This is a genomic window from Amycolatopsis sp. NBC_01307 (assembly GCF_035975215.1).
GTDB lineage: Bacteria > Actinomycetota > Actinomycetes > Mycobacteriales > Pseudonocardiaceae > Amycolatopsis.
Genome location: NZ_CP108403.1, coordinates 10,864,487 through 10,888,002, shown reverse-complemented (window position 1 = coordinate 10,888,002; position 23,516 = coordinate 10,864,487). Strand labels below are relative to the sequence as shown.

General features: G+C 71.3%; 25 protein-coding genes. 8 read left to right on the top strand and 17 right to left on the bottom strand.

Annotated features, from left to right (window positions below):
* Positions 1 to 88 precede the first annotated feature (88 nt).
* From OG439_RS49235 to ffh, 12 genes are all read right to left on the bottom strand, one after another.
* The gene (locus OG439_RS49235; RefSeq protein WP_003096226.1) at positions 89 to 412 is read right to left on the bottom strand and encodes a DUF2469 domain-containing protein; all 324 of its coding nucleotides are present in this window, start codon (positions 410 to 412) and stop codon (positions 89 to 91) included.
* Positions 409 to 1,251: a ribonuclease HII gene (locus OG439_RS49230; RefSeq protein ID WP_247064058.1), complete on the bottom strand. Its 843-nt coding sequence runs from the start codon at positions 1,249 to 1,251 to the stop codon at positions 409 to 411. The genes OG439_RS49235 and OG439_RS49230 overlap by 4 nt, the downstream gene beginning before the upstream one ends.
* A gap of 90 nt (positions 1,252 to 1,341) precedes the next feature.
* On the bottom strand, positions 1,342 to 2,280 hold the full coding sequence (gene lepB / locus OG439_RS49225) for a signal peptidase I (protein ID WP_326947173.1): 939 nt from the start codon (positions 2,278 to 2,280) through the stop codon (positions 1,342 to 1,344).
* Positions 2,281 to 2,311: 31 nt separating this feature from the next.
* The gene (rplS, locus tag OG439_RS49220; RefSeq protein WP_247062376.1) at positions 2,312 to 2,674 is read right to left on the bottom strand and encodes a 50S ribosomal protein L19; all 363 of its coding nucleotides are present in this window, start codon (positions 2,672 to 2,674) and stop codon (positions 2,312 to 2,314) included.
* 176 nt (positions 2,675 to 2,850) lie between these two features.
* Complete coding sequence (gene trmD / locus OG439_RS49215) at positions 2,851 to 3,606, bottom strand: tRNA (guanosine(37)-N1)-methyltransferase TrmD (protein WP_326947172.1); 756 nt, start codon at positions 3,604 to 3,606, stop codon at positions 2,851 to 2,853.
* Between the two features lies 1 nt (position 3,607).
* Entirely contained in the window at positions 3,608 to 4,120 is a 513-nt protein-coding gene (gene rimM, locus OG439_RS49210; RefSeq protein ID WP_247062374.1) for a ribosome maturation factor RimM, read from the bottom strand.
* 22 nt (positions 4,121 to 4,142) lie between these two features.
* Entirely contained in the window at positions 4,143 to 4,382 is a 240-nt protein-coding gene (locus OG439_RS49205) for an RNA-binding protein (RefSeq protein WP_003103110.1), read from the bottom strand.
* On the bottom strand, positions 4,379 to 4,822 hold the full coding sequence (gene rpsP / locus OG439_RS49200; protein ID WP_247062372.1) for a 30S ribosomal protein S16: 444 nt from the start codon (positions 4,820 to 4,822) through the stop codon (positions 4,379 to 4,381). The genes OG439_RS49205 and rpsP overlap by 4 nt, the downstream gene beginning before the upstream one ends.
* A 184-nt stretch (positions 4,823 to 5,006) precedes the next feature.
* On the bottom strand, positions 5,007 to 5,822 hold the full coding sequence (locus OG439_RS49195; protein WP_326947171.1) for a CPBP family intramembrane glutamic endopeptidase: 816 nt from the start codon (positions 5,820 to 5,822) through the stop codon (positions 5,007 to 5,009).
* Between the two features lie 100 nt (positions 5,823 to 5,922).
* Positions 5,923 to 6,648 (bottom strand): CPBP family intramembrane glutamic endopeptidase, encoded by a 726-nt coding sequence (locus OG439_RS49190; RefSeq protein ID WP_326947170.1) that lies wholly within the window; start codon positions 6,646 to 6,648, stop codon positions 5,923 to 5,925.
* 46 nt (positions 6,649 to 6,694) lie between these two features.
* Positions 6,695 to 7,771: an amidohydrolase family protein gene (locus tag OG439_RS49185; RefSeq protein ID WP_326947169.1), complete on the bottom strand. Its 1,077-nt coding sequence runs from the start codon at positions 7,769 to 7,771 to the stop codon at positions 6,695 to 6,697.
* Entirely contained in the window at positions 7,768 to 9,315 is a 1,548-nt protein-coding gene (gene ffh / locus OG439_RS49180) for a signal recognition particle protein (protein ID WP_326947168.1), read from the bottom strand. Before ffh ends, OG439_RS49185 begins: the two co-directional genes overlap by 4 nt.
* A gap of 217 nt (positions 9,316 to 9,532) precedes the next feature.
* Here ffh and OG439_RS49175 point away from each other — a divergent pair, with 217 nt between their 5' ends.
* Both OG439_RS49175 and OG439_RS49170 read left to right on the top strand, forming a co-directional pair.
* Positions 9,533 to 11,323, top strand: a complete 1,791-nt coding sequence (locus OG439_RS49175; RefSeq protein WP_326947167.1) for an ABC transporter ATP-binding protein — start codon at positions 9,533 to 9,535, stop codon at positions 11,321 to 11,323.
* Between the two features lie 10 nt (positions 11,324 to 11,333).
* A complete protein-coding gene (locus OG439_RS49170) occupies positions 11,334 to 11,798 on the top strand; it encodes a MarR family winged helix-turn-helix transcriptional regulator (protein ID WP_326947166.1) in 465 nt (154 codons plus the stop codon).
* Between the two features lie 271 nt (positions 11,799 to 12,069).
* On the opposite strand, the gene ku is transcribed toward OG439_RS49170, so the two are convergent.
* The gene (gene ku / locus OG439_RS49165) at positions 12,070 to 12,948 is read right to left on the bottom strand and encodes a non-homologous end joining protein Ku (protein ID WP_326947165.1); all 879 of its coding nucleotides are present in this window, start codon (positions 12,946 to 12,948) and stop codon (positions 12,070 to 12,072) included.
* A 52-nt stretch (positions 12,949 to 13,000) separates the two neighbouring features.
* The gene (locus OG439_RS49160) at positions 13,001 to 13,369 is read right to left on the bottom strand and encodes a hypothetical protein (protein WP_326951816.1); all 369 of its coding nucleotides are present in this window, start codon (positions 13,367 to 13,369) and stop codon (positions 13,001 to 13,003) included.
* Between the two features lie 121 nt (positions 13,370 to 13,490).
* Between OG439_RS49160 and OG439_RS49155 the strand changes: the two genes are divergently transcribed.
* The 6 genes from OG439_RS49155 to OG439_RS49130 all read left to right on the top strand — a co-directional run bounded on the left by OG439_RS49155 (position 13,491) and on the right by OG439_RS49130 (position 19,377).
* A complete protein-coding gene (locus OG439_RS49155; protein ID WP_326947164.1) occupies positions 13,491 to 14,078 on the top strand; it encodes a TetR/AcrR family transcriptional regulator in 588 nt (195 codons plus the stop codon).
* 22 nt (positions 14,079 to 14,100) lie between these two features.
* Positions 14,101 to 14,853, top strand: coding sequence for a glucose 1-dehydrogenase (locus OG439_RS49150; RefSeq protein ID WP_326947163.1), 753 nt, complete (start codon positions 14,101 to 14,103; stop codon positions 14,851 to 14,853).
* 542 nt (positions 14,854 to 15,395) lie between these two features.
* A complete protein-coding gene (locus tag OG439_RS49145) occupies positions 15,396 to 16,700 on the top strand; it encodes a GGDEF domain-containing protein (RefSeq protein ID WP_326947162.1) in 1,305 nt (434 codons plus the stop codon).
* 70 nt (positions 16,701 to 16,770) lie between these two features.
* Positions 16,771 to 17,373: a TetR/AcrR family transcriptional regulator gene (locus OG439_RS49140; protein WP_326947161.1), complete on the top strand. Its 603-nt coding sequence runs from the start codon at positions 16,771 to 16,773 to the stop codon at positions 17,371 to 17,373.
* Complete coding sequence (locus OG439_RS49135; RefSeq protein ID WP_326947160.1) at positions 17,370 to 18,041, top strand: VC0807 family protein; 672 nt, start codon at positions 17,370 to 17,372, stop codon at positions 18,039 to 18,041. The genes OG439_RS49140 and OG439_RS49135 overlap by 4 nt, the downstream gene beginning before the upstream one ends.
* Positions 18,034 to 19,377, top strand: a complete 1,344-nt coding sequence (locus tag OG439_RS49130) for an FAD-dependent monooxygenase (protein ID WP_326947159.1) — start codon at positions 18,034 to 18,036, stop codon at positions 19,375 to 19,377. The genes OG439_RS49135 and OG439_RS49130 overlap by 8 nt, the downstream gene beginning before the upstream one ends.
* A gap of 41 nt (positions 19,378 to 19,418) precedes the next feature.
* On the opposite strand, the gene OG439_RS49125 is transcribed toward OG439_RS49130, so the two are convergent.
* From OG439_RS49125 to OG439_RS49115, 3 genes are read right to left on the bottom strand one after another with little or no spacing between them, the layout of a single operon-like run.
* A complete protein-coding gene (locus tag OG439_RS49125; protein WP_247062351.1) occupies positions 19,419 to 21,734 on the bottom strand; it encodes a [protein-PII] uridylyltransferase in 2,316 nt (771 codons plus the stop codon).
* Positions 21,735 to 21,743: 9 nt separating this feature from the next.
* Positions 21,744 to 22,082, bottom strand: coding sequence for a P-II family nitrogen regulator (locus OG439_RS49120; RefSeq protein ID WP_003103060.1), 339 nt, complete (start codon positions 22,080 to 22,082; stop codon positions 21,744 to 21,746).
* Positions 22,079 to 23,461, bottom strand: coding sequence for an ammonium transporter (locus tag OG439_RS49115; RefSeq protein ID WP_326947158.1), 1,383 nt, complete (start codon positions 23,459 to 23,461; stop codon positions 22,079 to 22,081). Before OG439_RS49115 ends, OG439_RS49120 begins: the two co-directional genes overlap by 4 nt.
* Between the last annotated feature and the right edge of the window lie 55 nt (positions 23,462 to 23,516).

Here is a 23,516-nt window from a genome sequence, read left to right as displayed (position 1 = left end):
GGGCACGGACCCCGGCAAGAGACCCGGAGACGACAAAACCGGCGAAACCGCGCCTGATAGCGCGGTTTCGCCGGTGTGACGGGGAAGCTCAGCCCGAGAACGGGCCGTCTTCGGGAAGCCGGAGGTCCGGCTTGTCCAGCTCCTCGACGTTGACGTCCTTGAAGGTGATCACCCGCACGTGCTTGACGAACCGGGCGGGGCGGTACATGTCCCAGACCCACGCGTCGGACATGCGGACCTCGAAGTACACCTCGCCACCGCCGTCGCGGACCTGGACGTCCACCGCGTTGGCCAGGTAGAACCGCCGCTCGGTCTCCACCACGTACGAGAACTGGCCGACGATGTCGCGGTACTCGCGGTACAGCGAGAGCTCCATCTCGGTCTCGTACTTCTCGAGATCCTCTGCGCTCATGAAATCCGCGCCCCTCCTCGGGATCGTGCTCCTGCTCCGCCGGCGGAGCGTTCATTGTGACCTACGCCGGCGCTCGGGGCATGCAACGGCAGGCTGAGTTGTGGGTCCAAAGCTTCGTCGAGGACGGCGGCCAGGCTCGCACCGGCGTCCTTCTCCATGGCTTTCTCCAGTGCCGCGTAGGTCAGGACGACCGGACGCTCGGGGCGCATGCCGTGCGCGATCGCCGCCGTGGCGACGTTCGTGTACGACCAGCGGTGGACGTCGCTGGGCCCGTGTTCGCGCAGCGCCGACAGGTGGTCCGCCGTGCTGTATCCCTTGTGCACATCGAAACCGTAGTGCGGCAGGTCGTCGTGGTGACCGGCCATGATGCGGTCCCGGGTCACCTTCGCCAGCACCGACGCGGCCGCGATGGCGGCCACCGTCCGGTCGCCCTTGATCACCGCGGCGTTCGGGGCGGTGAGGCCCGGGACGCGGAACCCGTCGGTGAGGATGTAGCCCGGGGCCACGCGCAATGCCGCAGCGGCGCGGCGCATGCCTTCGAGGTTCATCACCCGGATGCCGTAGAGATCGACCTCGGCGGTCGGGACGACGATCACCGAGTAGTCGACGGCCCGGGCGAGGACCAGGTCGTAGACCCGGTCACGCGCCTTGGCCGTCATCAGCTTGGAGTCCGTCAGCTCGGTGAGCCTCGCCGCATCGCCTTGTTTGAGCACGCAGGCCGCGATCACGAGCGGGCCCGCGCACGCGCCGGCGCCGGCTTCGTCCACACCGGCGACCGGGCCGAGGCCGCGGCGGTCGAGTGCGCCCTGCAGACCCCAGAAGAGGTCGCCGCGCACCACGGCTCGCGGCGGCCGGATCGGCTCGGCCGCGGTGAGGGGAACGGGAAGTGTCAAGGCTGCATCACCCGTCTGCCGGCACGGTCCGGGTGGCTAGCTTTTCCGCCCGGCCGTCCGGCGCAGTCCGGACTTGAGCTTGCGCCCGAGGAACAGCGCCGGCCAGGCCGCCGCGATCCCGGCTCCGAGCGGGAGCCCGCTCTGCCACTCCGGCGCGCCGAGCGCCACCGGCTGAGCCGATTCCTGCGGGTTGTGGTCGGTGATCCCGCCCCACCGGCCCGGCGGCAGGACGATGATCCGCGCCTTGCCGATGATGTTGTCCACCGGGACCGCACCGTTCACGCCGCCGCCGCCCTGGAACCGCGAGTCGTCGGAGTTGTTGCGGTTGTCGCCCATCACCCAGACCATCCCCGCGGGAACCTTGACCGGTTCGAAGGGCTTCTCGTTCGGGTTGGACGGGTCTTCCCAGTAGACGTACGGCTCGTCGAGCGCCTTGCCGTCCACGATCACGCGGCCCTGCGGGTCGCAGCACTGGACGGTCTGGCCGCCGACCGCGATCACCCGCTTGACGAAGTCGCGCTCGTCCGGCGGGGCGAACCCGACCAGCGAGCCGAGGCCGCGAAGCCCGCGGACCACGATGTTGCTCGACTCCTGCGGCGGGATCTCGTTGTTGATCCACGCTTGCGGGCCCTTGAACACGACCACGTCGCCCGGACCGGGCTCGGTGAAGTCGTAAGTGACCCGGTCGACGAGGATCCGGTCACCGGTGCATCCGGGGCACCCGTGGAGGGTGGCCTCCATCGATCCCGAGGGGATCATGAAGACCTTCGCCAGGAATGTCTGGATCAGGATCGTGAGCACCAGGGCGATCACGAGCAGGATCGGCAGTTCCTTCCAGAACGACCGTTTCTTGGCGGGCTTGGCTCGCCTGCGGCGGGCGCCCCCGCGCTCTTCGGAGCGAGACAGCCGGGGCTGGTTCTCCTCGGAGCGATCGGGGTCATCCTCAGGAGCGTTCTGGGACACGGGTTCGGCCACGTCGTCAGGCTACCGGTAACCGGGTTGTGACTCAGTTAGCCGTCTCGCGGTTCTCGCGACGCTCCTTGATCTTGGCCTTCTTGCCGCGGAGGTCGCGCAGGTAGTACAGCTTCGCGCGCCGCACGTCGCCGCGCTTGTGGACCTCGACCTCGGCCACGTTCGGCGAGTGCACCGGGAAGGTGCGCTCCACGCCGACACCGAAGGAGACCTTGCGAACGGTGAAGGTCTCCCGGATGCCGCCGCCCTGACGGCGGATCACGACGCCCTGGAAGACCTGGTTGCGCTCGCGGTTGCCCTCGATGACGCGGACGTGCACCTTGAGCGTGTCGCCCGGGCGGAAGGCCGGGATGTCGGAACGCAGTGACTGCTTGTCCAGCGCGTCCAGGGTGTTCATCGGTGGTCCGTCCTCGTCTTCGTATGGCTTGCGTACACATCCCGAAAGGCGCACCGCGCGCAACGATGCTGCTGCGGGTGACCCAAGGGGGCTGATGGCGGGCTCGTGAACGAGGAAGTCCACTCACGCCAACCTGTCAAGTATTACAGACCGGGGTTCCGGCGGGAGAACCGCCCCTAAGCCCGCTCGGGGTCGGCGGCGCTCAAGCCCTCCAGGACCCTGCGATCGTGCTTGTCCAGACTGCCTTCCGGCAGCGCGGCCAGTAGGTCGGGGCGACGGCGGGCGGTGCGGTCCAGGGCCTGGTCACGGCGCCAGCGGTCGATCAGTGCGTGGTTCCCGGACCGCAGCACCTCGGGCACGGGCAGCTCCCGCCACACCTCGGGCCGCGTGTAGCTGGGCCCTTCGAGCAGGCCGTCGGAGAAGGAGTCCTCGGCGGCCGAGCGGGCGTTGCCGAGCACGCCGGGCAGCAGCCGGACGACGGCCTCGACCATGACGAGCACCGCCGCCTCGCCGCCGACCAGGACGTAGTCGCCGATCGACACCTCGTCGACCGGCATCCGGCGGGCGGCGTCGTCGACGACGCGCTGGTCGATGCCCTCGTAGCGGCCGCACGCGAAGACCAGGTGCTTCTCCTCGGCGTACGCGTGCGCGAGCTCCTGCGTGAAGGGGCGCCCGGCCGGCGTCGGCACGACCAGCCGGGTCTCCGGACGGCAGACGTCGTCCAGCGCCGGGCCCCAGATCTGCGGCTTCATGACCATGCCGGGGCCGCCGCCGTACGGCGCGTCGTCGACCGCGCGGTGGACGTCGTGGGTCCATTCGCGCAGGTCGTGCACGCCGACTTCGATGAGCCCGCGGTCGATGGCCCGGCCCAGCAGCGCGGCGCGCAGCGGGTCGAGGTATTCGGGGAAGATGGTGACGACGTCGATCCGCATCTCAGGCGTCCAGCAGCCCTTCCGGCGGGTCGAGCACGACCCGGCCGCCGGCGACGTCCACGGTGGGGACGATCGCCCGCACGAAGGGCACCAGCACCTCGCGGCCCTCGACGTCGAGCTCCAGCAGCTCGCCCGCGGGCGAGTGGACGACCTCGACGACCTTGCCGAGGACGGTGCCGTCGAGCAGCTCGGCCCGCAGGCCGGCCAGCTCGTGGTCGTAGAACTCGTCGGGGTCGGTGGTCGGCGGCAGCGCGTCGGTGTCGACGAGCAGCAGCGCGCCCCGCAGCGTCTCGGCGACGTCGCGGGTCAGGACCTCCTCGAAACGCACCAGCAGCCGCCCGCTGTGTTCGCGGGCGGCTGCGATGGTGAGTTCCCTTTTGCTGCCGTCACGCAGCTTCGTCGTGACGGCCGCACCGACCTTGAACCGCTCTTCCGGCGAATCCGTGCGCACGTCGACCGCGAGTTCCCCGCGGATTCCGTGCGCCTTGGCGATGCGGCCTGCTACGACGTCCATCTGACCGTTCTCTGTGCCTGGATCAGCGGTCGGTGTCGACGACGTCCACGCGGACGCCGCGGCCACCGATGCCGCCCATGACGGTGCGCAAGGCGGTCGCGGTGCGTCCGCCCCGGCCGATCACCTTGCCGAGGTCGTCGGGGTGCACGTGCACCTCGAGCGTGCGGCCACGTCGCGTGGTCAGCAGCTCGACCCGGACCTCGTCCGGGTTGTCGACGATCCCGCGCACCAGGTGCTCGAGGGAATCAGCCAGAAAGCTCACTCGGCCTTCTCACCCTCGGTGGCTTCGGCCTTCTCGGCCTCGGCCTTCTTGGGGGCCGACTTCTTCTTCGGCGTGGTGGCCTCGGTGGTGGGCTCCTCGCCCGCCGCGGCCAGGGCCGCGTTGAACAGGTCCTGCTTGGACGGCTTCGGCTCGGCCACCTTCAGGGTGCCCTCGGCGCCCGGCAGGCCCTTGAACTTCTGCCAGTCACCGGTGATCTCGAGGAGACGCTGGACCGGCTCGGTCGGCAGCGCGCCGACACCCAGCCAGTACTGGGCGCGCTCGGAGACGACCTCGATGAGGCTCGGCTCCTCCTTCGGGTGGTACTTGCCGATCGTCTCGATGGCCTTGCCATCCCGGCGGGTGCGCGCGTCGGCGACGATGATGCGGTAGTACGGCGCACGGATCTTGCCGAGGCGCTGCAGCTTGATCTTGACGGCCACGGGTGTGGGTACTCCTCAAATCTCTCTGGTGCTGGGGTGGGCGCACGCGGTCCGAGTGGGGACACGGACGCGGGCACCCGAAGGTCACAGCTTTCGCGCGGTGAGAGGGTCCGGCGGAAGCAGGCAGTGCACCATTCTGCCAGATGGGGTCGGAGGCCCCTGAAAGCGGCCTGGGAAAACGGCCTCAGAAAGAGGCCACGCCGAGCGCGCCGAGCAGGATGGTGAGCGCCGGGAGGAAGTTGTTCACCTGGTGCGCGACGATGCTCGCGGGCAGCCGTCCGGTGACGAGCCGCGCCAGTCCGATCGGCACCGCGATGACCAGCAGCAACGTGGTCCGCAACGGCTCCAGGTGACTGGCCGCGAACACCGCCGTGCACAGCAGGAACGCGGCGAAGCGGCCCCAGCGTTCACTGCGCCACTGCAGCCGCTCGGCGGCGCCCCAGAGCAGGCCGCGGTAGATGATCTCCTCGCAGATCGGGCCGAGCAGCCAGAGGTAGACGAACATCACGACGGCCGCCGACACGGACATCCGCCGGTCCTCGACCAGCGAGCTGATCGCGGACGTCGCGTTGGCGTCGCCGACCAGCTGCGTCCAGAGGTACGCGGCGACGGTCGTGAAGACGAGGCCGATGCAGCCGTACTTGAACCCGACCCGCACGTCGGACCAGCGCCACTGCAACCGCAGGTCGGTGAAGGGCCCGTTGCCGCGCACGTAGGTGACCAGCACCGCGACGCCGGCCGCGATCATCGTCGGCAGCATGGTGCCCAGCAGCACGACGCGGATCGGCAGCGGACCGGGCCCGGTGTCGCCGACCAGCACGGACACGAACGCGGCCGAGGCGAGCAGGACGACCTCGACGAGCAGGAACGCCCCGAACCCCCAGCGGTGCGCGGGCGCGGGCTCCAGGAACGCCGAGGCGGCGGGCTCCGGGGGTACCGGCGGGTCTTCGGGGGGCGGCAGCGCGTCCGGAAGGGGTTCCCGAGGCTGGGAAGTGGTCACGCCTGCCCTCCGCGGTCGCTCGGCTCCTCCCCCGAGCCTAGCGGCCGGAAAGTGATCGCACAGTATCCGTCCAGCTACTGTCCACGATCTTCGCAAGCGCTCAGTGCGCGACGAACAGCAGCACGGCGGGCGGCAGGTTGTTGGCGGCGTGCGCGATCACGCCGGCGCTCACCCGGCCGGACAGGTGCCGGGCCAGCCCGATCGCGATGCCCTGCCCGAAGAGCGCGATCGTGCGGGTGGGCTCCCCGTGCAGCTGAGCGAACACGAGCGCGGTGAGCACGAGCACCGCCCACGCCGGGATCCGGTGGAACGACAGCGCCTTCCAGAGCGTGCCGCGGACCAGCAGCTCCTCCGTGAGCGGGGCGCCGATGATGACGATCACCGCGGCCAGCACGAGCCAGACCGTGTCGCCGTCGAAGGTGTCGGCGAGGTCGGTGAGCGGGCTGTCGGAGACGTCGTCGGCACCGTAGACCGCGATCAGCACCAGGTTGAGCAGGTAGCCGACGACCAGCGCGAGCGCGCCGCAGGCGAGGCCGATCCGGACGTCGCGCCAGGTCGGCGTGAGCCCGAAGTCGGCACGCAGCCCCTGGCCCCAGAGCCAGGAGCCGACGGCCGGGCCGAGGCCGAGCAGCAGGTTGGGCACGAACGCCAGCAGCAGGAGCGGGCCGATGTCACGCAGCTCGAGCGGGTCGAACCCGCCGACGTTGCGGTTGACCCCGGCGGCGATGGCGAGGTTGATCAGGTAGTAGCCGGCGATCCCGGCGAAGAACGCCACGAAACACCAGTGCGCCCCCAGTACGCGCCGTGCGCCGTCGTCGTCCGTCACGCGCCCAACGCTAAAGTGCCGGTCCCGCAAGGAAAACAGCGGGGGTCTACCTGTAGACGACGCCGCCGAGCACGATCTGCGCCGGATGCCGCAGGACGCCGAGGTCGTCACGCGGGTCGCTCGCGTAGACGAGCAGGTCGGCGGGCGCGCCGTCGGTGATGCCGGGGTGGCCGAGCCAGTCGCGGGCGGCCCAGGACGCGCTCGCGAGGGCCTGCTCGCGGGTCATGCCCGCGCGGTGGAGGGCCTCGATCTCGTCGACGAGCCTGCCGTGCTCGACCAGGCCGCCGGCGTCGCTCCCGGCGAAGACGCGTACGCCCGCTTCGATCGCCGTGGCGACCATCTCGCCGACACCCGCGTGCAGCGCCCGCATGTGAGCCGCGTACGCCGGGTACCGGCCCGCCTTGTCCGCGATGCCCGGGAAGTTCTCGATGTTGATCAGGGTCGGCACCAGCGCGACGTCATTGCGAGCCAGCTCGACCAGCTGGTCGGCGCTCAGGCCGGTGCCGTGTTCGAGGCAGTCGATGCCGGCCGCGATCAGGCCGGGCAACGCGGCTTCGCCGAACACGTGCGCGGTGACGCGGGCGCCGTGGTCGTGCGCGACCCGCACGGCGTCGGCCAGGACGTCGTCCGGCCACAGCGGCGCGAGGTCGCCGACGCCGCGGTCGATCCAGTCCCCCACCAGCTTGACCCAGCCGTCGCCGTCCTTCGCCTGCTCGGCGACGGCGGCGGGCAGCTGGGCCGGGTCGTCCAGCTCGATGCCGAGACCCGGGATGTAGCGCTTGGTCAGGGCGAGGTGCTGCCCGGCGCGGATGATCGTCGGCAGGTCGGCCCGGCGCTGCAGCGGCCGGACGTCGATCGGTAGGCCGCAGTCGCGGATCAGCAGCGTGCCCGCGTCGCGGTCGGTGCGGGCCTGCTCGGCCGCTTCGTCGAGCGAGACGGGCCCGCCGATGCCGATGCCGGGGTGGCAGTGCGCGTCGACCAGCCCGGGCACCAGGAAGACGTCACGGCCCAGGGTCTCGGCGCCGGGGACCGGCTCGAGCGAGATCCGGCCGCCGGTGATCCAGAGCTCCCCGGACTCGCCGCCGGGCAGGATCACCCCGGCGGCGTGGAGCGCGGTGCTCACTTGTCCTTGGGGTTCTTCGGCAGCTTGAACTTCGTCGGGTCGAAGCCGGGGGCGTCGTTCAGGCCGCCGAGCTTGGACAGGTCGGGCATGCCACCCGGCATGCCGCCACCGCCACCCGGAGGCAGCATCGGCATGCCGCCACCGGGGAAGCCGCCGCGGACCTTGGGCTGCGTCGGGCCGCGGCCCTTCTTGCCCTTCTTGCCCTTGCGCGTCTTGGAGCCGCCGCCCCCGCCGCCGAAGCCGAACCGGCCGGCCATCTGGGCCATCATCTTGCGGGCCTCGAAGAACCGGTTGACCAGGTCGTTGACCTCGCGCACGGTGACGCCGGAGCCGTTGGCGATGCGCAGCCGGCGCGAGCCGTTGATCATCTTCGGGTCGTCGCGCTCGGCCGGGGTCATGCCGCGGATGATCGCCTGCAGCTTGTCCAGGTGCTTGTCGTCGACCTGGGCCAGCTGGTCCTTCATCTGACCGGCACCGGGCAGCATGCCCAGCAGGTTGCCGATCGGGCCCATCTTGCGGACGGCGAGCATCTGCTCGAGGAAGTCCTCCAGCGTCAGCTGACCACTGGACAGCTTCGCGGCGGCCTTCTCGGCCTGGTCCTGGTCGAAGGCCTGCTCGGCGTGCTCGATCAGGGTCAGCACGTCGCCCATGCCGAGGATCCGCGACGCCATCCGGTCCGGGTGGAAGGTGTCGAAGTCCTCGAGCTTCTCGCCGTTGGAGGCGAAGAGGATCGGCTGACCGGTGACCTCGCGGACCGACAGCGCGGCACCACCGCGGGCGTCACCGTCGAGCTTGGTGAGCACGACACCGGAGAAGCCGACGCCGTCGCGGAACGCCTCGGCCGTGGTCACGGCGTCCTGGCCGATCATCGCGTCGACGACGAACAGGGTCTCGTCCGGCTTGACGGCGTCGCGGATGTCCGCGGCCTGCTTCATCAGCTCTTCGTCGACACCGAGGCGGCCCGCGGTGTCGACGACGACGACGTCGTACTGCGCGTGCTTCGCCTCGGCGATGGCGCGGCGGGCGACGTCGACCGGGTCGCCGACGCCGTTGCCGGGCTCGGGCGCGAAGGTCGTGACGCCGGCGCGCTCGCCGACCACCTGCAGCTGCGTGACGGCGTTGGGGCGCTGGAGGTCGCAGGCGACCAGCAGCGGCGCGTGGCCCTGCTTCTTCAGCCACAGCGCGAGCTTGCCGGCCAGCGTCGTCTTGCCGGCGCCTTGGAGGCCGGCGAGCATGATCACCGTCGGCGGGGTCTTCGCCAGGTTGAGCCGGCGGGTCTCGCCGCCGAGGATCCCGACGAGCTCCTCGTTGACGATCTTGACGACCTGCTGCGCGGGGTTGAGCGCCTGGGAGACCTCGGCGCCCTTCGCCCGTTCCTTGATCCGCGCGATGAAGGTCTTGACCACGCCGAGGGCGACGTCGGCCTCCAGCAGCGCGATGCGGATCTCGCGCGCGGTGGCGTCGATGTCGGCGTCGGACAGCCGGCCCTTGCGCGTGAGCGTCTGAAGGGCGGCGGTGAGCCGATCGGACAGGGTGTCGAACACGGGTGTGCACGCTCCAGCTGGGTCGAGAGTGGCGCGCCGGACCAGGCCGGCCACTCCAGAGTAGTCGCTGCGGCTTCCCGGCCTCACGGGTACGCGAAAGTCGCCCACGTGATTAGTACACCTAGGTGTACTACTGTGCGCGCGAGCTCTACCCTGATTTGGCTTTAAATTGCGAAATTCACTGGTGAGCCGAGCAGAATTCGGTAAACATGTGCGTATGACTTCTGCGACCAGAGCCCGGCCGTCGCTCGCCGAACCGACGTCCGACACCGACGAACCGGTCCCGCTCCGGCGGATCGCCGGCCTGTTCCGCCTGCACCGCGGGCCCCTCGCCGCGCTGTTCGCGCTGATCGTCCTGCAGGCCGGGCTCGGCGTCGTCTCGCCGTTCCTGCTGCGCGAGATCCTCGACGACGCGCTCCCCCACCGCGACACGCTGCTGATCAGCGTCCTGGCGGCCGGGATGATCGCCTGCGCGGTCGGCAGCGCGTCGCTCGGCGTCGCGACCACCGGGCTGTCCAACACCATCGGCCAGCACGTGATGAACGAGCTGCGCGTGTCGGTCTACGGCCACCTGCAGCGGATGTCGCTCGGCTTCTTCACCCGGACGAAGAGCGGCGAAGTACTCTCGCGGGTCTTCAACGACATCGGCGGCGTCGACAACGTCATCACCACGACCGCCGGGTCGATGGTGCAGAACGCCACCACGACGATCGCCATCACGGTGGCGCTGATCCTGCTCGACTGGCAGCTCGCGCTGCTGTCGCTGATCGTCGTCCCGCTGTTCCTCCTGTTCACGCTGCGGCTGGGCAAGAAGCGGCGGACGCTGGCCCGCGGCCGGACCCGGCGGATGGCGCGGCTGACGACGATGGTCGAGGAGTCCCTGTCGGTCACCGGCGTGCTGCTCGCCAAGACGATGGGCAACGAGCGGGCGATGCGGGAGCGCTTCGGCGCGGAGTCACGGGAGATCGCGTCGCTGGAGCGCGCCGCCGCGCTGGCCGGGCGCTGGCAGATCGCGTCGCGGGCGATGAGCCTGACGGTGATCCCGGCCCTGGTCTACTGGATCGCCGGGCTGGCGCTCGCGAACGGCGCGTCGCCGATCTCGCTCGGCACCGTCGTGGCGTTCACCAGCATGCTCAACCGGCTGGTCGCGCCGGCCAGCGCGATGCAGACGATCGGGCAGAACGTGGCGACGTCGAAGGCGCTGTTCGGCCGGATCTTCGAGGTGCTCGACCTGCGCGTGGAGATCAGCGACAAGCCCGGCGCCGGCACCTTGGACGTACGGCGCGGCGACGTCTCGATGCGCGGTGTCGCGTTCCGGTACGACGAAGATGGCCCGCTCACGCTGGCGGACATCGACCTCGACGTCCCGGCGGGGACGACCACGGCGCTCGTCGGGTCGACCGGCTCGGGCAAGACGACGCTCGCCTACCTGGTCGCGCGGCTGTACGAGGTGAGCGCCGGGTCCGTGGAGATCGACGGCACCGACGTCCGCGACGTCACCCTGGCCTCGCTCGCCGCGGGCGTCGGGATGGTGTCGCAGGAGACCTACCTCTTCCACGACACCGTGCGGGAGAACCTGCGCTTCGCCAAGCCGGGCGCGACCGACGAGGAGATCGAGGCGGCCGCGAAGGCCGCGCACATCCACGACACGCTCGCCGGGCTGCCCGAGGGCTACGACACGGTCGTCGGCCAGCGCGGCTACCGCTTCTCCGGCGGCGAGAAGCAGCGGATGGCGATCGCGCGGATCCTGCTGCGCAACCCGCCGGTGCTCGTCCTCGACGAGGCGACCAGCGCCCTCGACACCCGCACCGAACGCTCGGTGCAGGCCGAGCTGGACCGCCTGGCCGCGGGCCGCACGACGCTGACGATCGCGCACCGGCTGTCCACTGTGGAGCACGCGGACCAGATCGTGGTGCTCCACGAAGGGCGGATCGTGGAACGCGGGACGCACGAAGAGCTGCTGGCGCTCGACGGGCGTTATGCCCGGCTGGTGCGCGGAACCGCCTAATGTGAGGCCCATGCACCCCGATTCCGACGTCACCTCGCGGGTCAGCGCGGATCCCGAGCTGGCCGACCTGGCGGGGCGGGTGCGCGAGGGCGTCGGGCGGCTGAACTGGCGGATGCGCTCCGAGCGCGACCCGAACGGCCCGGGCCCGGCGGTGCTGGCGGTGCTGAGCCGGCTCTACCGGGCGGGCACGCACACGGCGTCGGAGCTGGCCGCGGCGGAACGGCTGCAGCCGCAGTCGCTGACCCGCATCCTGGCCGGGCTGACCGAGCGCGAGCTGGTGACGCGCACGCCGGACCCCGACGACGGCCGCCGGTCGCTGATCCGCATCACCCCGGACGGGCTGGCGGTGCTGCGGGAGTACAGCGTCCAGCGGGAACGCTGGCTGGCCACGGCTTTGGAGTCGACGTTGTCGCCGACCGAGCGGCAGCTTCTGAAGCTCGCGTCGGAGCTGCTGATGCGGGTGGCGGACGCCTGAAGGCTGCCGCGGAGACCCTCGCTCCTCCGCGGCAGCCTTCAGAACTCCCCCTCGTGCGCACCGCCTCCCCGCGATGCGCCGCGGGTTCCGGGAACGGACCGCTCCTCCGTCGGCCCGCCCCGGAACCCTGGTGTCTGGACGGCACACCTCCCCAGGGGCCGTCCCGACCCCCTCACCAGCGGTTCCGGCATCCGCTGGCAGGACGAAGTCTGCCGCGCCCCGGCGGCCACCAGCAGTGGGAGAACCCTCAATTACCCGTGGGTAGTACTACTCAGGACGTCTTCGCGCGTCCCGGGCTGCGCGACGCGGCCCGCTTCGCCGTCGTACGCGCCTTCGCCGCTCTCGCCGCGGCGGCCTTGGCCTTCGTGACGGCCGCGTTGCGCGCGTCCTCGGCTTCGGCCGCGCTCTCCTGCAGCGCCGCCAGCAGCCGCGTGACGCCCTCGGACTGCTCGGCCGCCGTCGGCTGGACGACTTCGGCGCCTTCGATCTTCGCCCGGATCAACGCTTCGAGGGCCTCGCGGTAACGGTCGGGATAGCGGCCGGGGTCGAACTCGCCGGTCAGCTCCTCGACGAGGGTCACCGCGCGGCGCAGCTCGCCGGGCCGGATGTCGACGTCGGCGTGCCGGAACGGGAAGTCCGGGGCCCTGAGCTCATTGGGCCACAGCATCGTCTCCAGGAGGAGCACCTGGTCGCGCACCCGCAGTGCGCCGAGCACTTCGCGCCGGCGCAGCGCGACGGTGACCAGCGCGATCCGGCCGGACTGCTGCAGCGCCTCGCTGAACAGCACGTACGGCTTCGTCCCGGCCGGCTCGGGCTCGAGGAAATAGGTCTTCGCGAACCAGATCGGGTCGACGTCGGCCAGCGGCGCGAAGCCGCGGATGTCGATCGTGCGGCCGGGCATCGGGAGCGACGCGAGCTCGTGGTCCGACAACAGGACGACGTCGCCGCCGGGGACCGGGTAGCCGCGGACCATCTCCTCGGGCGGCACCTCTTCGCCATCGACCTCGCAGACCCGCTTCACCCGGACACGGCCGCCGTCGGCGCCGTGCACCTGGTGCAGCGGGATCTCGTGCTCCTCGGTCGCGCTGTACGCCTTCACCGGAATGGCGTAACTGCCGAACCCGATCGTGCCCGTCCACACAGCGCGCATACGAGTCACCTCCGCAGCTCCAGGCTAGGCGGGCGGGCTTGCGCGACGACAGCTACAAACGGGTGTCGGGCGCGACGGATTCGCTCACGCATTCGAACGACGGCGTGACCTCGTCGAGCGCCTCGGCCGCGCAGCGGGCCGCGATGGCCGCCTCGCGCAGCACCTCGGTGACCACCTCGACGTCCAGCGGCGGAGCGGCAGCGAGGGCGTCCGTGCCGGCCTCGACGCGGCGAGCGAGCCCGGCGAGTGCGTGGGAGATGGCCTCCTGGCCGGCGACCAGCTGGGCGACGACGTCGATGAGCTCGGTCGTGGTGGCGCCCGGGCCGCCGCCGCGCAGGCCCGCGGCGAGCTCCTCGGCGCACGAGCGCAGGTGGGTGGCGACGACCGTCGGCGGCAGCGTCAGCCGCGGCGAGTCCTGCATCACGCACCCCCTCAGGCCGGTCAGAGCAGCCATAGTGCCACCGCACCCGGCGTCACCGGACACGACACACCGCCGCTCGCATATTTGACCGATCGTTCTCGATGCGGCTAGAGTTTTGATCATGTCCCGGGTCAAGGAGTTCGACGTCGACGAGGCGTGTGACGCCGCGCTCGCGCTCTTCCGGCGTCAAGGCTACGAAGCGACGTCGGTCAGCGACCTCGTCGCACACCTCGGCGTCGCGAAGGCGAGCTTGTATGCGACCTTCGGCACGAAGCACGACCTGTACGTCGCCACGCTGAAGCGCTACGCGGAGCGGACGGACGCCCAGGTCGTGGCGAGCTTGTCTCGGCCCGGCTCCGGAGTGGCCGCGGTGCGCGGACTGCTGGAGAGCTACGTCGCCGACATCGCCGGTGACGCCGGGCCCATCGGCTGTTTCGTGGTCAACGCGGCCATCGAGCTGCTCCCCCGCGATCCGGCGGTCGCGCGGCTGGTGGAACGCAGCTGGGACACCCTCGAAGTCGCGCTCACCATGACGCTGGAACGCGCGAAGGCGCAGGACGAGCTGCCCGAGGGCAGCGACCCGGCGACTCTCGCCCGGTTCCTGCTCACCGTCCTCCAGGGCCTGCGGGTCCTGGGCAAGGGCGCGGACGCGGCGGGCCGGCTGGACGCGGCCGTCTCGCAGGCGATGCGCGTCCTCATTCGAGACTGATCAGACCAGAAAGAAGGCAAGCATGGGGGCACGGTTCGCGGGCAAGATCGTCCTGGTGACGGGCGGCAGCTCGGGCATCGGCCGGGCGACGGCGAAGGCGTTCGCCGCGGAAGGCGCGACGGTGGTCGTCGCCGGACGCGACGAGCGGCGGCTCGCCTCGGCGGTGCAGGAGATCGGCGGCTCGGCGAGCGCCGTCGTCGCGGACGTCACCGACTCCGCGGACGTCGCGCGCATGGTCGAGACGGTCGTGGAGCGGCACGGCGGCCTGGACGTCGCGTTCAACAACGCGGGCATCCTCGGCGAGCCGGCGCCCGCCGGGGACCTGCGCGAGGACGTCTTCGACGCCGTGATCGGCACCAACCTCACCGGCACCTGGCTGTGCATGAAGCACGAGATCGCGCACATGCGGGCGCACGGCGGCGGCGCCATCGTCAACATGGCGTCGAACATCGGCGCGCACGGCCGGATCCCGGGCATGGCCGCCTACGCGGCGTCGAAGGCCGCGGTGAGCGTGCTGACCCGCACAGCGGCGCGCGATCACGTCCGCGACGGCGTGCGCATCAACGCCGTCAGCCCGGGTCCGACCGACACCGAGATGTCGTTGCGGCCCGGCGAGACGGACGCCGACCGCGCCGCGCGGCTCGAGACCGCGATTCCGCTGGGCCGGGTGGGTGCCACCGCCGAAGTGGCCGCAGCGGTGCTGTGGCTGGCTTCGGCCGAGGCGGGGTTCACGGTCGGCCACGACCTGGTGGTCGACGGCGGCGCGACCGCCTGAGCGGCCCCACCCGGGCCCGCGTCGCTTCAGGATTCACGGTTGCGCATGGTGACGATCCCCTTTCGTGCCAAGACGGACGGTGGACGGACGGGTTCAGGACTCGCGGTTGCGCACAGCGGCTCTCCTCTCGCGCGGGGCGGACGACTGGCTCGGCTTCAGGACTCGCGGTTACGCACAGCAGCTCTCCCTTCGAGCGCGGTGACGGACGAAAGCGGGGGTTCAGGACTCGCGGTTACGCACGACGGCTCTCCTCTCGCGCGGGGCGGACGGCGGACCCGGCATCAGGACTCGCGGTTACGCACAGCGGCACTCCTTCCTGCGCGATGACGGACGGGAGCGGGGTTCAGGACTCGCGATTGCGCACGACGGCTCTCCTCTCGCGCGGCACGGACTGCGGGCGGAGGGTCAGGATTCGCGGTTGCGCATGACGGCGGCCTCCCTTCACTGGTCCGATCGTGTGGCACCCATCGATCGCGGCCGCCCGGTGTGATGGGGTGGACGCTGATCGTCGGATCACCCACGGGAGTTGCACCGCCTTGAGTATGGACGGCGCCCATCCGGCCCAGCCCCGCGCGGGCCGTGATCGTGGCGTGCTCCATCCGGGTCAATGGACCCTCTGGCGGCAACGCGGGTCGCTGATCCGCTACGTCTTCCTGGTCGAGTCGGTGGCCCTCGTCGCCACCGTCTGGACCGCCGTGAGCGTGCCCGTGCGGCTCTGGGACCTGATCGTCTTCGCGGTCCTGGGCGTCCTCGGCGTGCTGCAGGCGGAGCTGGGCCGGCAGATCGAGCGCGTCCGGCGGCTGGTGTCGGACACCCCGCACATCAACCTGACGTCGGTCTGGACGTTCGCCGGGGTCCTGCTCCTGCCGCCCGCGCTCGTCGCCGCCCTGGTCGTCGTCCTCTACGTGCACCTGGCGACGCGCAGCCTCACGCGGATGAAGCGCGTCCCGCCGTTCCGGACCGCGCTGAACGCGACGCTGGTCGTCATCACCTGCTACTCGGCCGAGTTCGCGCTGAACCGGCTCGGTGTCCCCGACATGTACGCGGCGCTGACGTCGGGCTGGCGCGGCGTCACGGCGATCACGCTGGCCGCCGTGACGTACTTCCTGTTCGCGGCGATCACGATCGTCCCGGCGCTGACGATCACCAAGCGCTCGGTGAAGGCGTTCTTCGGCGGCCTCGGCGACAACCTCCTCGAGGTCGCGACGCTCTGCCTCGGCCTGCTCACGGCGTTGACGCTGGCGACATTGCCCGCGCTGGCCATCGCGATCGTGCCGCCGCTGCTGGTGCTGCACCGCGCGGTGCTGATCAAGCAGCTCGAGATCGCGGCGACCACCGACGAGAAGACGGGCCTGTTCAACACGACCGGCTGGCACCTGCTCGCGTCGCGCGAGCTGGCCCGGGCGCAGCGGAGCACGCAGAGCAGCTTCGGCGTGCTGATGATCGACCTGGACCACTTCAAGCTGATCAACGACGCGCACGGGCACCTCGCGGGCGACGCGGTGCTGCGGTCGATCGCGACGACGATCAAGAACGCCGTCCGCGACTACGACTCGGTCGGCCGTTTCGGCGGCGAGGAGTTCGTCGTCCTGCTCCCGGACATCGGCCCGGCGGCGGTGCTCGCGGTGGCCGAGCGCATCCGCGCGGCGATCGCGGCCCTCGAGGTCGAGTACGAGGACGGCACCCACGTCCGCGTCATCGACGCCCTGTCGGCGTCGATCGGCGTGGCGACCTACCCCGACGGCGGCACGGCCGTCGAGCGCCTGCTGCAGGCCGCGGACAAGGCCCTCTACCGAGCCAAGGACGCGGGCCGCAACAAAGTCGTCGACGGCACCGCGACCGCCTGACCCACTCCCCTCTTTCCCGGCCCTGACCAGGTGACTTGTCAAATTTGCTCGGCTGAGCTAAATTTTGCTCATGCGAGCAAGAACGTTCACCGAATCCGGCCGGCGGGCCCAGATCGTGCAAGCGGCGATCGAAGTGATCGCCGCGGAAGGCTTCGCCAAGGCGTCGTTCAGCCGGATCGCGAAGCACGCGGGTCTGTCGAGCACCGGCATGATCAGCTACCACTTCGCGGGCAAGGACGACCTGCTCACGGTGTGCGTCGCCGAGATCGAACGGGTCACCGGGGCGTTCATGCAGCCGCGCATCGACGCCGCCGTCGGGCACGTCGCGCAGCTGCGCGCCTTCGTCGAAGCCAACGTCGCGCTCGTCGGGGAGCACCCCGACGCGATCCGGGCGCTGATCGACCTGGTGAAGAACGCCGGCTCGCAGAGTGACGCCGTCAACGGGCGGCTCGCGTTGTTCGAAGAGCACTTCCGCACCGGACAGGCGGCCGGCGCCTTCGGCCGCTTCGACCCGCGCACCGCGGCACTGGCGCTCACCAGCGGCCTCGACGCCGTCGTCGCCACCGCCGCCGCCGCAGTGCCCGAACCATCCGAGCTCGCGCGCATCGGCCGCGATCTCGCCGACCTCTACGTGCGGGCGACCGCACCCGAGTCCACTGGGGAATCCGCATGATGATCGAGGAAAAGACCGCCAGGCCCGAGCCCGACGCCGGCCTGCGGCGGGTGATCCGCGCCAACGTGCTGACCGTCGTGTTCGAGGTGATCGTGCCGATGGCGCTGTTCTACGGCCTGCGCGCAGCGGGCGTCAGCCAGTGGTGGGCGCTGATGGCCGGCGTCCTGGTGGCCGCGCCGTACGTGCTGTGGACCATCGTGCGCAACCGCAAGATCGACCTCGTCGCCCTGGTGACGCTGAGCGTCCTGGTGCTCTCGGTCGTGCTCGGCCTGCTGTCCGACGACCCGCGCACCCTCGCCATCCGGGAAGGCTGGACCGCCGCGCTGGGTGGCGTGTTCGGCGCGTGGATGCTGGTCACGGTGTTCATCGGCCGGCCGGCGCAGCTGACGCTGGGCCGCACGATCGCCGAGGTCAAGCGCGGTGCCGAGGGCGCGAACGCGTGGGCGGCCCGCTGGGACACCGACGCCCGGTTCCGGCGCGGCATGCGGATCAACACGGCCGCCTGGGGCGGCGTGCTGCTGATCAGCGCGATCGCGCACGTCGTGCTCGTCTACACGCTGCCGATCGACCTGATCTCGCTGGTCACCAACGTGCAGTGGTTCGCCATGCTGGCCGCGCTGCTCGTCTGGCACGTCTGGTACCTCAAGAAGGAGAACCTCGATGCCTGACGTCCTCGTGGCGGGGGCCGGTCCGACCGGCCTGCTGGCCGCGTTCGAGCTGGAACGCGCCGGGCTCGACGTGCTGGTCCTGGACCGCGACACCCGGCCCACCACGCAGTCGAAGGCGCTCGGCCTGCAGCCCCGGTCCGTCGAGGTGCTGGCGGACCGCGGCCTGCTCGCCGCGATCGAGCCGTACACCGAGGCCCGGCTGCCCGGCGGGCACTTCTCGGGCATCCACATCGACTACACCGACCTGCCGACGCCCTTCCCGTACCAGCTCGGCGTCGAGCAGGTGCACGTCGCGGCGGCGATCGAGGCGCGGCTGCGCACGCCGGTGCTGCGCGACGCGGCCGTCACCGCCGTGGCGCAGGACGACGACGGCGTCACGGTCACCGCGGGCGGGCGGGAGCACCGGGCCGGCTGGCTGGTGGCGGCCGACGGAGGCCACAGCACGGTCCGGACGCTGCTGGGGGCGGCGTTTCCCGGTCGTTCGGCGCGGATCTCGCTGGTCGTCGCCGACCTCACGCTCACCCGCAAGCCGGCCGGGTTCGCCGACGAATGGCGGCTGCCGACGAAGTCCGCGGGGTTCCTGCTGCCGCTGTCCGGCGGCCGCCACCGCTTGGTCGTCGTCGGCGAGGAGCAGCAGCGGCTCGGCCGCGACGAGCCCGTCACGGCCGGCGAGCTGCAGCGAGCCCTGACCGCCCTGCACGGGCCGGGGTTCGAGGTGGGCGAAGTGCTCTGGGCGTCCCGGTTCGGCGACGCGTCCCGGCAGCTGGAGCGCTACCGCCACGGCCGCGTGCTGTTCGCGGGCGACGCCGCGCACATCCACCTGCCGGTGGGCGGCCAGGGACTCAACCTGGGCCTGCAGGACGCGGTGAACCTCGGCTGGAAACTGGCCGCGCACGTCCGCGGCCACGCTCCGGCCGGCCTGCTCGACAGCTACCACGACGAGCGTCACCCGGTCGCCGCCCGTGTGCTGGTCAGCACCCGCGCGCAGGCGGTGCTCGGGGTGCCCGATCCCGACGCGGTGGCCGTCCGGGAGATCGTCACGGGGCTGATCGCCGTCCCCGAGGCCCGTCGCGCGGTCGCGGCGGAGATCTCGGGCATCGGCGTGACGTACCCGGGGATTTCCGGTCGTACGACGGGGATCCCGGTCGCCGAGGACGGTCGCGCCGTGCTGATCGGCGCGGAACTGCCGCCGGAGTGGGCGGACCGCGTCGAGACTCGTCCCGGCGCCGAGCCACGGCTCGTCCGGCCCGATGGTTACGTGGTCTGGGACGGCGGACCGGGCTTGGAAGACGCGCTGAGCACGTGGTTCGGCGAGCCCGCGATCACGCTGGTGTGACTTGCCTGAGCCGAGTGACGGCTCGGCTCAGGCAAGACCACTCAGGACGCCGCGGCCAGCACCGCCTGCTCGACCTCGCGGCGCCAGCCCGGCTCGATGCGGCCGCTGCGGGGCGTCACCGCGAACGAGTCGACCACCGCGCCGCCCAGCGTCGCCACCTTGGCCCAGCGGACCTCCGCGTCGCAGCGGCGCAACGCCCCCGCCACGCGGAACAGCAGGCCGATCCGATCGGCCGCCCGGAGTTCGAGGACCACCGTGTCCGGGCCGCTCGTCTCGTCGTCGAACCACAGCACCTTCGGCGCGACCGACGCCGCGTCGGGTGAGCCGTAGTCGCGTTCCTTCGCCGCCAGCCGCTGCGTCAGCGGCAGGGTGCCGGCGACCGCGCGGGCGAACTGCTCGCGCAGCAGCGTCACTTCCGGCAAGGAGCCGAACTTCGGTGACGCCGTGAACAACCCGGCGCGCCCGCCGTCGTGGCCGCGCAGGATCGCCGAGTGCACCTCCATCGAGTTCAGCGCCAGCACGCCCGCCGCCGGGGCCAGCAGCTCCGCGCGGGCCGGCACGGCCAGCAGCACCGTGACGACCTTGCCGTGCGTGCTGATCCGGACCTCGCCGTTGCCCGAGGCGACGGCCTGGGCGACGAGCTCGCGCTGTTCGGAGTCCATCGGCTCGGGTGCGGTGAACCCCTTGCCGCGCAGCACTTCCTCGCACCCGGTGACCAGCTCGGCGTGCAGCCGGGCCTTCCAGTCCGTCCAGACGCCGGGGCCGGTGGCCAGCGAGTCGGCCTGGGTGAGCGCGTGCAGCAGTTCGACCAGGACGATGTCGCTGTCCAGGGTCTTCACCACCCGCGCCACCGTCGCCGGCTCGCTGATGTCGCGCCGCGTCGCGGTGTGCGGCAGCAGCAGGTGGTGACGGACCATCGCCGACACCGTCGCCGCGTCCGCCGCGTCCAGCCCGAGCCGGGCCGCGACCTGGGCGGAGATCTTGGCGCCCAGCTCCGAGTGGTCGGCGTCGCGGCCCTTGCCGATGTCGTGCAGCAGCGCGCCGATCAGCAGCAGGTCCGGCCGCGGCACCGTGGTGGTCAGCTTGGCCGCCTCGACGCAGGTGCGCACGAGGTGCCGGTCGACCGTCCACTGGTGCACCGGCGAGCGCGGCGGCAGGTCACGGACCGCGCCCCACTCGGGGAACAGCCGTGACCACAGCCCGGTGCGGTCGAGCGACTCGACCGCGTCGACCAGGCCCTCCCCCGCGCCCAGCAGCTCCACCAGGGCGTTCAACGCCTCGGCGGGCCACGGCGCGCGCAGCTCGGGGGCCGACTCGGCCAGGGCTTTCAGGGTGCCGAGCGCGATCGGCTTGCCGGTGCGCGCCGACGCCGCGGCGACCCGCAGCAGCAGCGCCGGATCCTTCGCCGGGACGGCGTCGCGGGCGAGCGCGACCTCGTTCCCGTGCAGCACCACGCCTTCGGCGAGCGGCGTGCGGGACGGTCGCCGCCCGAACCGCGCCTTCGGCGGGTCCACAGTGGACCGCAGGGCGACGTCGAGCGCGTACGCGATCGTGCGGCCGGCGCCGGACAGCTTGCGCGCCAAGGTGAAGCGGTCGCCGAAGCCGAGCTCGGAGGCGACCAGGTCGGCCTCCGGCGCGGACAGGACGTCCCGCTCGCGCCGGATCTCGCGCCGCAGCTCGGTCCGGACGTCGAGCAGGAGTCCCTTGGCTTCCAGGAGCTCCTCGCCCGGACGGGCGGTGAGCTGCGCCGCGGCCAGCGCTTCCAGCACGGCGAAGTCCCGCAGCCCGCCCCGCCCGTGCTTGAGATCGGGCTCGGCGGACTGCGCGATCTCGCCGCTGCGGGTCCAGCGCTGCCGCACCGACGCCGTCAGATCGGGGATCTGCTTGCGCGCGGTGCGGCGCCACTGGTCCCGCGCCGCCGTGACCAGGCGGCCGGACAGCTCGGCGTCCCCGGCGAGGTGCCGGGCGTCGAGCAGGCCCATCGCCGTCCGAAGGTCCTCCGAAGCGACCTTCAGTGCTTCGCCGGGCGTGCGGACCGAGTGGTCCAGCCCGACTTTCGCGTCCCACAAGGGATACCAGAGCGCGTCCGCGATCTCGCCGACCTTGCTGTTGCCGTTGTGCACCAGCAGCAGGTCGAGATCGGAGAACGGCACCAGCTCCCGGCGGCCGAGCCCGCCCACGGCGACCAGCGCGACCCGCGGTTCCGCGGTGTCGACGCCGGCCGCCGAGGCACCCCTGCTCAGCCAGAACTCATAGAGGTCGACCAGGGCCGCCCGCAAAGCGGACGCCCCCAGCCTCCCGTGCCTGCCCTCGAGCAACCGCTCGGTGGCCTGGACCAGTTCGCCCCCGTCGGCCATCCCGGACGCCTATAGCGCGTCCGTGCCGCGCTCGCCGGTCCGTACCCGGATGACGGTCTCGACCGGCGTCACCCACACCTTGCCGTCACCGATCTTGCCGGTGTGCGCGGCCGTGGTGATGGCGTCGAGCACCTTCTCCACGTTGGTGTCGTCGGTGACGACCTCGATCTTCAGCTTGGCCACGAAGTCCACCGAGTACTCGGCGCCGCGGTAGACCTCGGTGTGGCCCTTCTGGCGGCCGTACCCCTGGACCTCGCTGACCGTCATGCCCAGCACGCCCAGCTGCTCCAGCGCGGAGCGGACATCGTCCAGCGTGAACGGCTTCACAATCGCCGTGATGAGCTTCATGCCTTGCTCTCCTCGAGTTTCGCGGCCGACGTGGTCTTGACCGGAATGGTGGACGGAGCGCCACCGCCGGACAACCCGGTGAAGTCGTACGCGCTCTCCGCGTGCTGGGCCTCGTCGATGCCGCCGACCTCGTCCTCCACGCTGACGCGGAAGCCGCCCGCCTTCTTGATCGCGAACCCGATGATGAAGGTCAGTACGAAGGAGTACACCAGCACCGCACCCGCGGCCGCCGCCTGGCGCCCCAGCTGGGTGAAGCCACCGCCGTAGAACAGGCCGTCGGCGCCGAGCGAGTTCACGCTGGTGGTACCGAAGAAGCCGATCAGCAGGGTGCCGACGATGCCGCCGACCAGGTGGACGCCCACGACGTCGAGCGAGTCGTCGAAGCCGAACCGGTACTTGAGCGAGACGGCCAGCGCGCAGACCGCACCGGCGATGAGGCCGATCGCGATGGCCCCGATCGGGCTCACGAAACCACACGCCGGGGTGACGGCGACCAGACCGGCGACCGCGCCGGACGCGGCGCCGAGGGTGGTCGGCTTGCCGAACTTGAGCTGCTCGACCACCAGCCAGCCGAGGACGGCGGCGGCGGTGGCGACGGTGGTGTTGGTGAAGGCGACCGCGGCGAGGTCGTTGGCGGCCAGCGCCGAACCCGCGTTGAAGCCGTACCAGCCGAACCACAGCAAGCTCGCGCCCAGCAGGACGAACGGCACGTTGTGCGGCCGGCCGGTGTCCTTCGGCCAGCCCTTGCGCTTGCCGAGCACGATCGCCAGTGCCAGACCCGCGGCACCGGCGTTGATGTGGACCGCGGTACCACCGGCGAAGTCGAGTGCCTTGAGGTTGTTGGCGATCCAGCCGCCGACGGCGTCCGCGCCGATGAAGCCGTTGAACGAGAACACCCAGTGCGCGACCGGGAAGTACACGACCGTCACCCAGATGACGACGAACAGCGTCCAGCCCCAGAACTTCGCGCGATCCGCGATGGCGCCGGAGATCAGCGCCGGCGTGATGATCGCGAACATCAGCTGGAACATCACGAATGCGAGCACCGGCAGCGCGTCGGAGCCCGGCCACGCGACCTCCGGCGAGGTGCTCGTGGCGGCCGTCACGAAGCCGGCGAGCTTGCCGACGGTGTCGCCGAGCCCGGCGAGGTCGAAGTTACCGACGAAGCCGCCGAAGGCGTCGTTGGAGAACGACATCGAGAAGCCGTACAGGGCCCACAACACCCCCACCACGGCCAGCGCGATGAAGTTCATCATCAGCATGTTCAAGACGCTCTTCGCGCGGACCATGCCGCCGTAGAAGAAGGCCAATCCCGGTGTCATGAGCATGACCAGCGCGGCGCTGGCCAATACCCATGCGGTGTCTCCTGCGTTCAGCACATCGTCCTCCCGTGCCCTGGGTTATGCGAAGGGAGTTTTGGCGCGCGGTGTTTCA

Excerpts from the sequence above, each read along its gene's own strand:
- OG439_RS49235 (WP_003096226.1), bottom strand. The coding sequence starts at position 412 with ATGAGCGCAGAGGATCTCGAGAAGTACGAGACCGAGATGGAGCTCTCG.
- rplS (WP_247062376.1), bottom strand. The coding sequence starts at position 2,674 with ATGAACACCCTGGACGCGCTGGACAAGCAGTCACTGCGTTCCGACATC.
- trmD (WP_326947172.1), bottom strand. The coding sequence starts at position 3,606 with ATGCGGATCGACGTCGTCACCATCTTCCCCGAATACCTCGACCCGCTG.
- rimM (WP_247062374.1), bottom strand. The coding sequence starts at position 4,120 with ATGGACGTCGTAGCAGGCCGCATCGCCAAGGCGCACGGAATCCGCGGG.
- OG439_RS49175 (WP_326947167.1), top strand. The coding sequence starts at position 9,533 with ATGACTTCTGCGACCAGAGCCCGGCCGTCGCTCGCCGAACCGACGTCC.
- OG439_RS49170 (WP_326947166.1), top strand. The coding sequence starts at position 11,334 with ATGCACCCCGATTCCGACGTCACCTCGCGGGTCAGCGCGGATCCCGAG.
- ku (WP_326947165.1), bottom strand. The coding sequence starts at position 12,948 with ATGCGCGCTGTGTGGACGGGCACGATCGGGTTCGGCAGTTACGCCATT.
- OG439_RS49160 (WP_326951816.1), bottom strand. The coding sequence starts at position 13,369 with ATGCAGGACTCGCCGCGGCTGACGCTGCCGCCGACGGTCGTCGCCACC.
- OG439_RS49155 (WP_326947164.1), top strand. The coding sequence starts at position 13,491 with ATGTCCCGGGTCAAGGAGTTCGACGTCGACGAGGCGTGTGACGCCGCG.
- OG439_RS49150 (WP_326947163.1), top strand. The coding sequence starts at position 14,101 with ATGGGGGCACGGTTCGCGGGCAAGATCGTCCTGGTGACGGGCGGCAGC.
- OG439_RS49145 (WP_326947162.1), top strand. The coding sequence starts at position 15,396 with ATGGACGGCGCCCATCCGGCCCAGCCCCGCGCGGGCCGTGATCGTGGC.
- OG439_RS49140 (WP_326947161.1), top strand. The coding sequence starts at position 16,771 with ATGCGAGCAAGAACGTTCACCGAATCCGGCCGGCGGGCCCAGATCGTG.
- OG439_RS49135 (WP_326947160.1), top strand. The coding sequence starts at position 17,370 with ATGATGATCGAGGAAAAGACCGCCAGGCCCGAGCCCGACGCCGGCCTG.
- OG439_RS49130 (WP_326947159.1), top strand. The coding sequence starts at position 18,034 with ATGCCTGACGTCCTCGTGGCGGGGGCCGGTCCGACCGGCCTGCTGGCC.
- OG439_RS49125 (WP_247062351.1), bottom strand. The coding sequence starts at position 21,734 with ATGGCCGACGGGGGCGAACTGGTCCAGGCCACCGAGCGGTTGCTCGAG.
- OG439_RS49120 (WP_003103060.1), bottom strand. The coding sequence starts at position 22,082 with ATGAAGCTCATCACGGCGATTGTGAAGCCGTTCACGCTGGACGATGTC.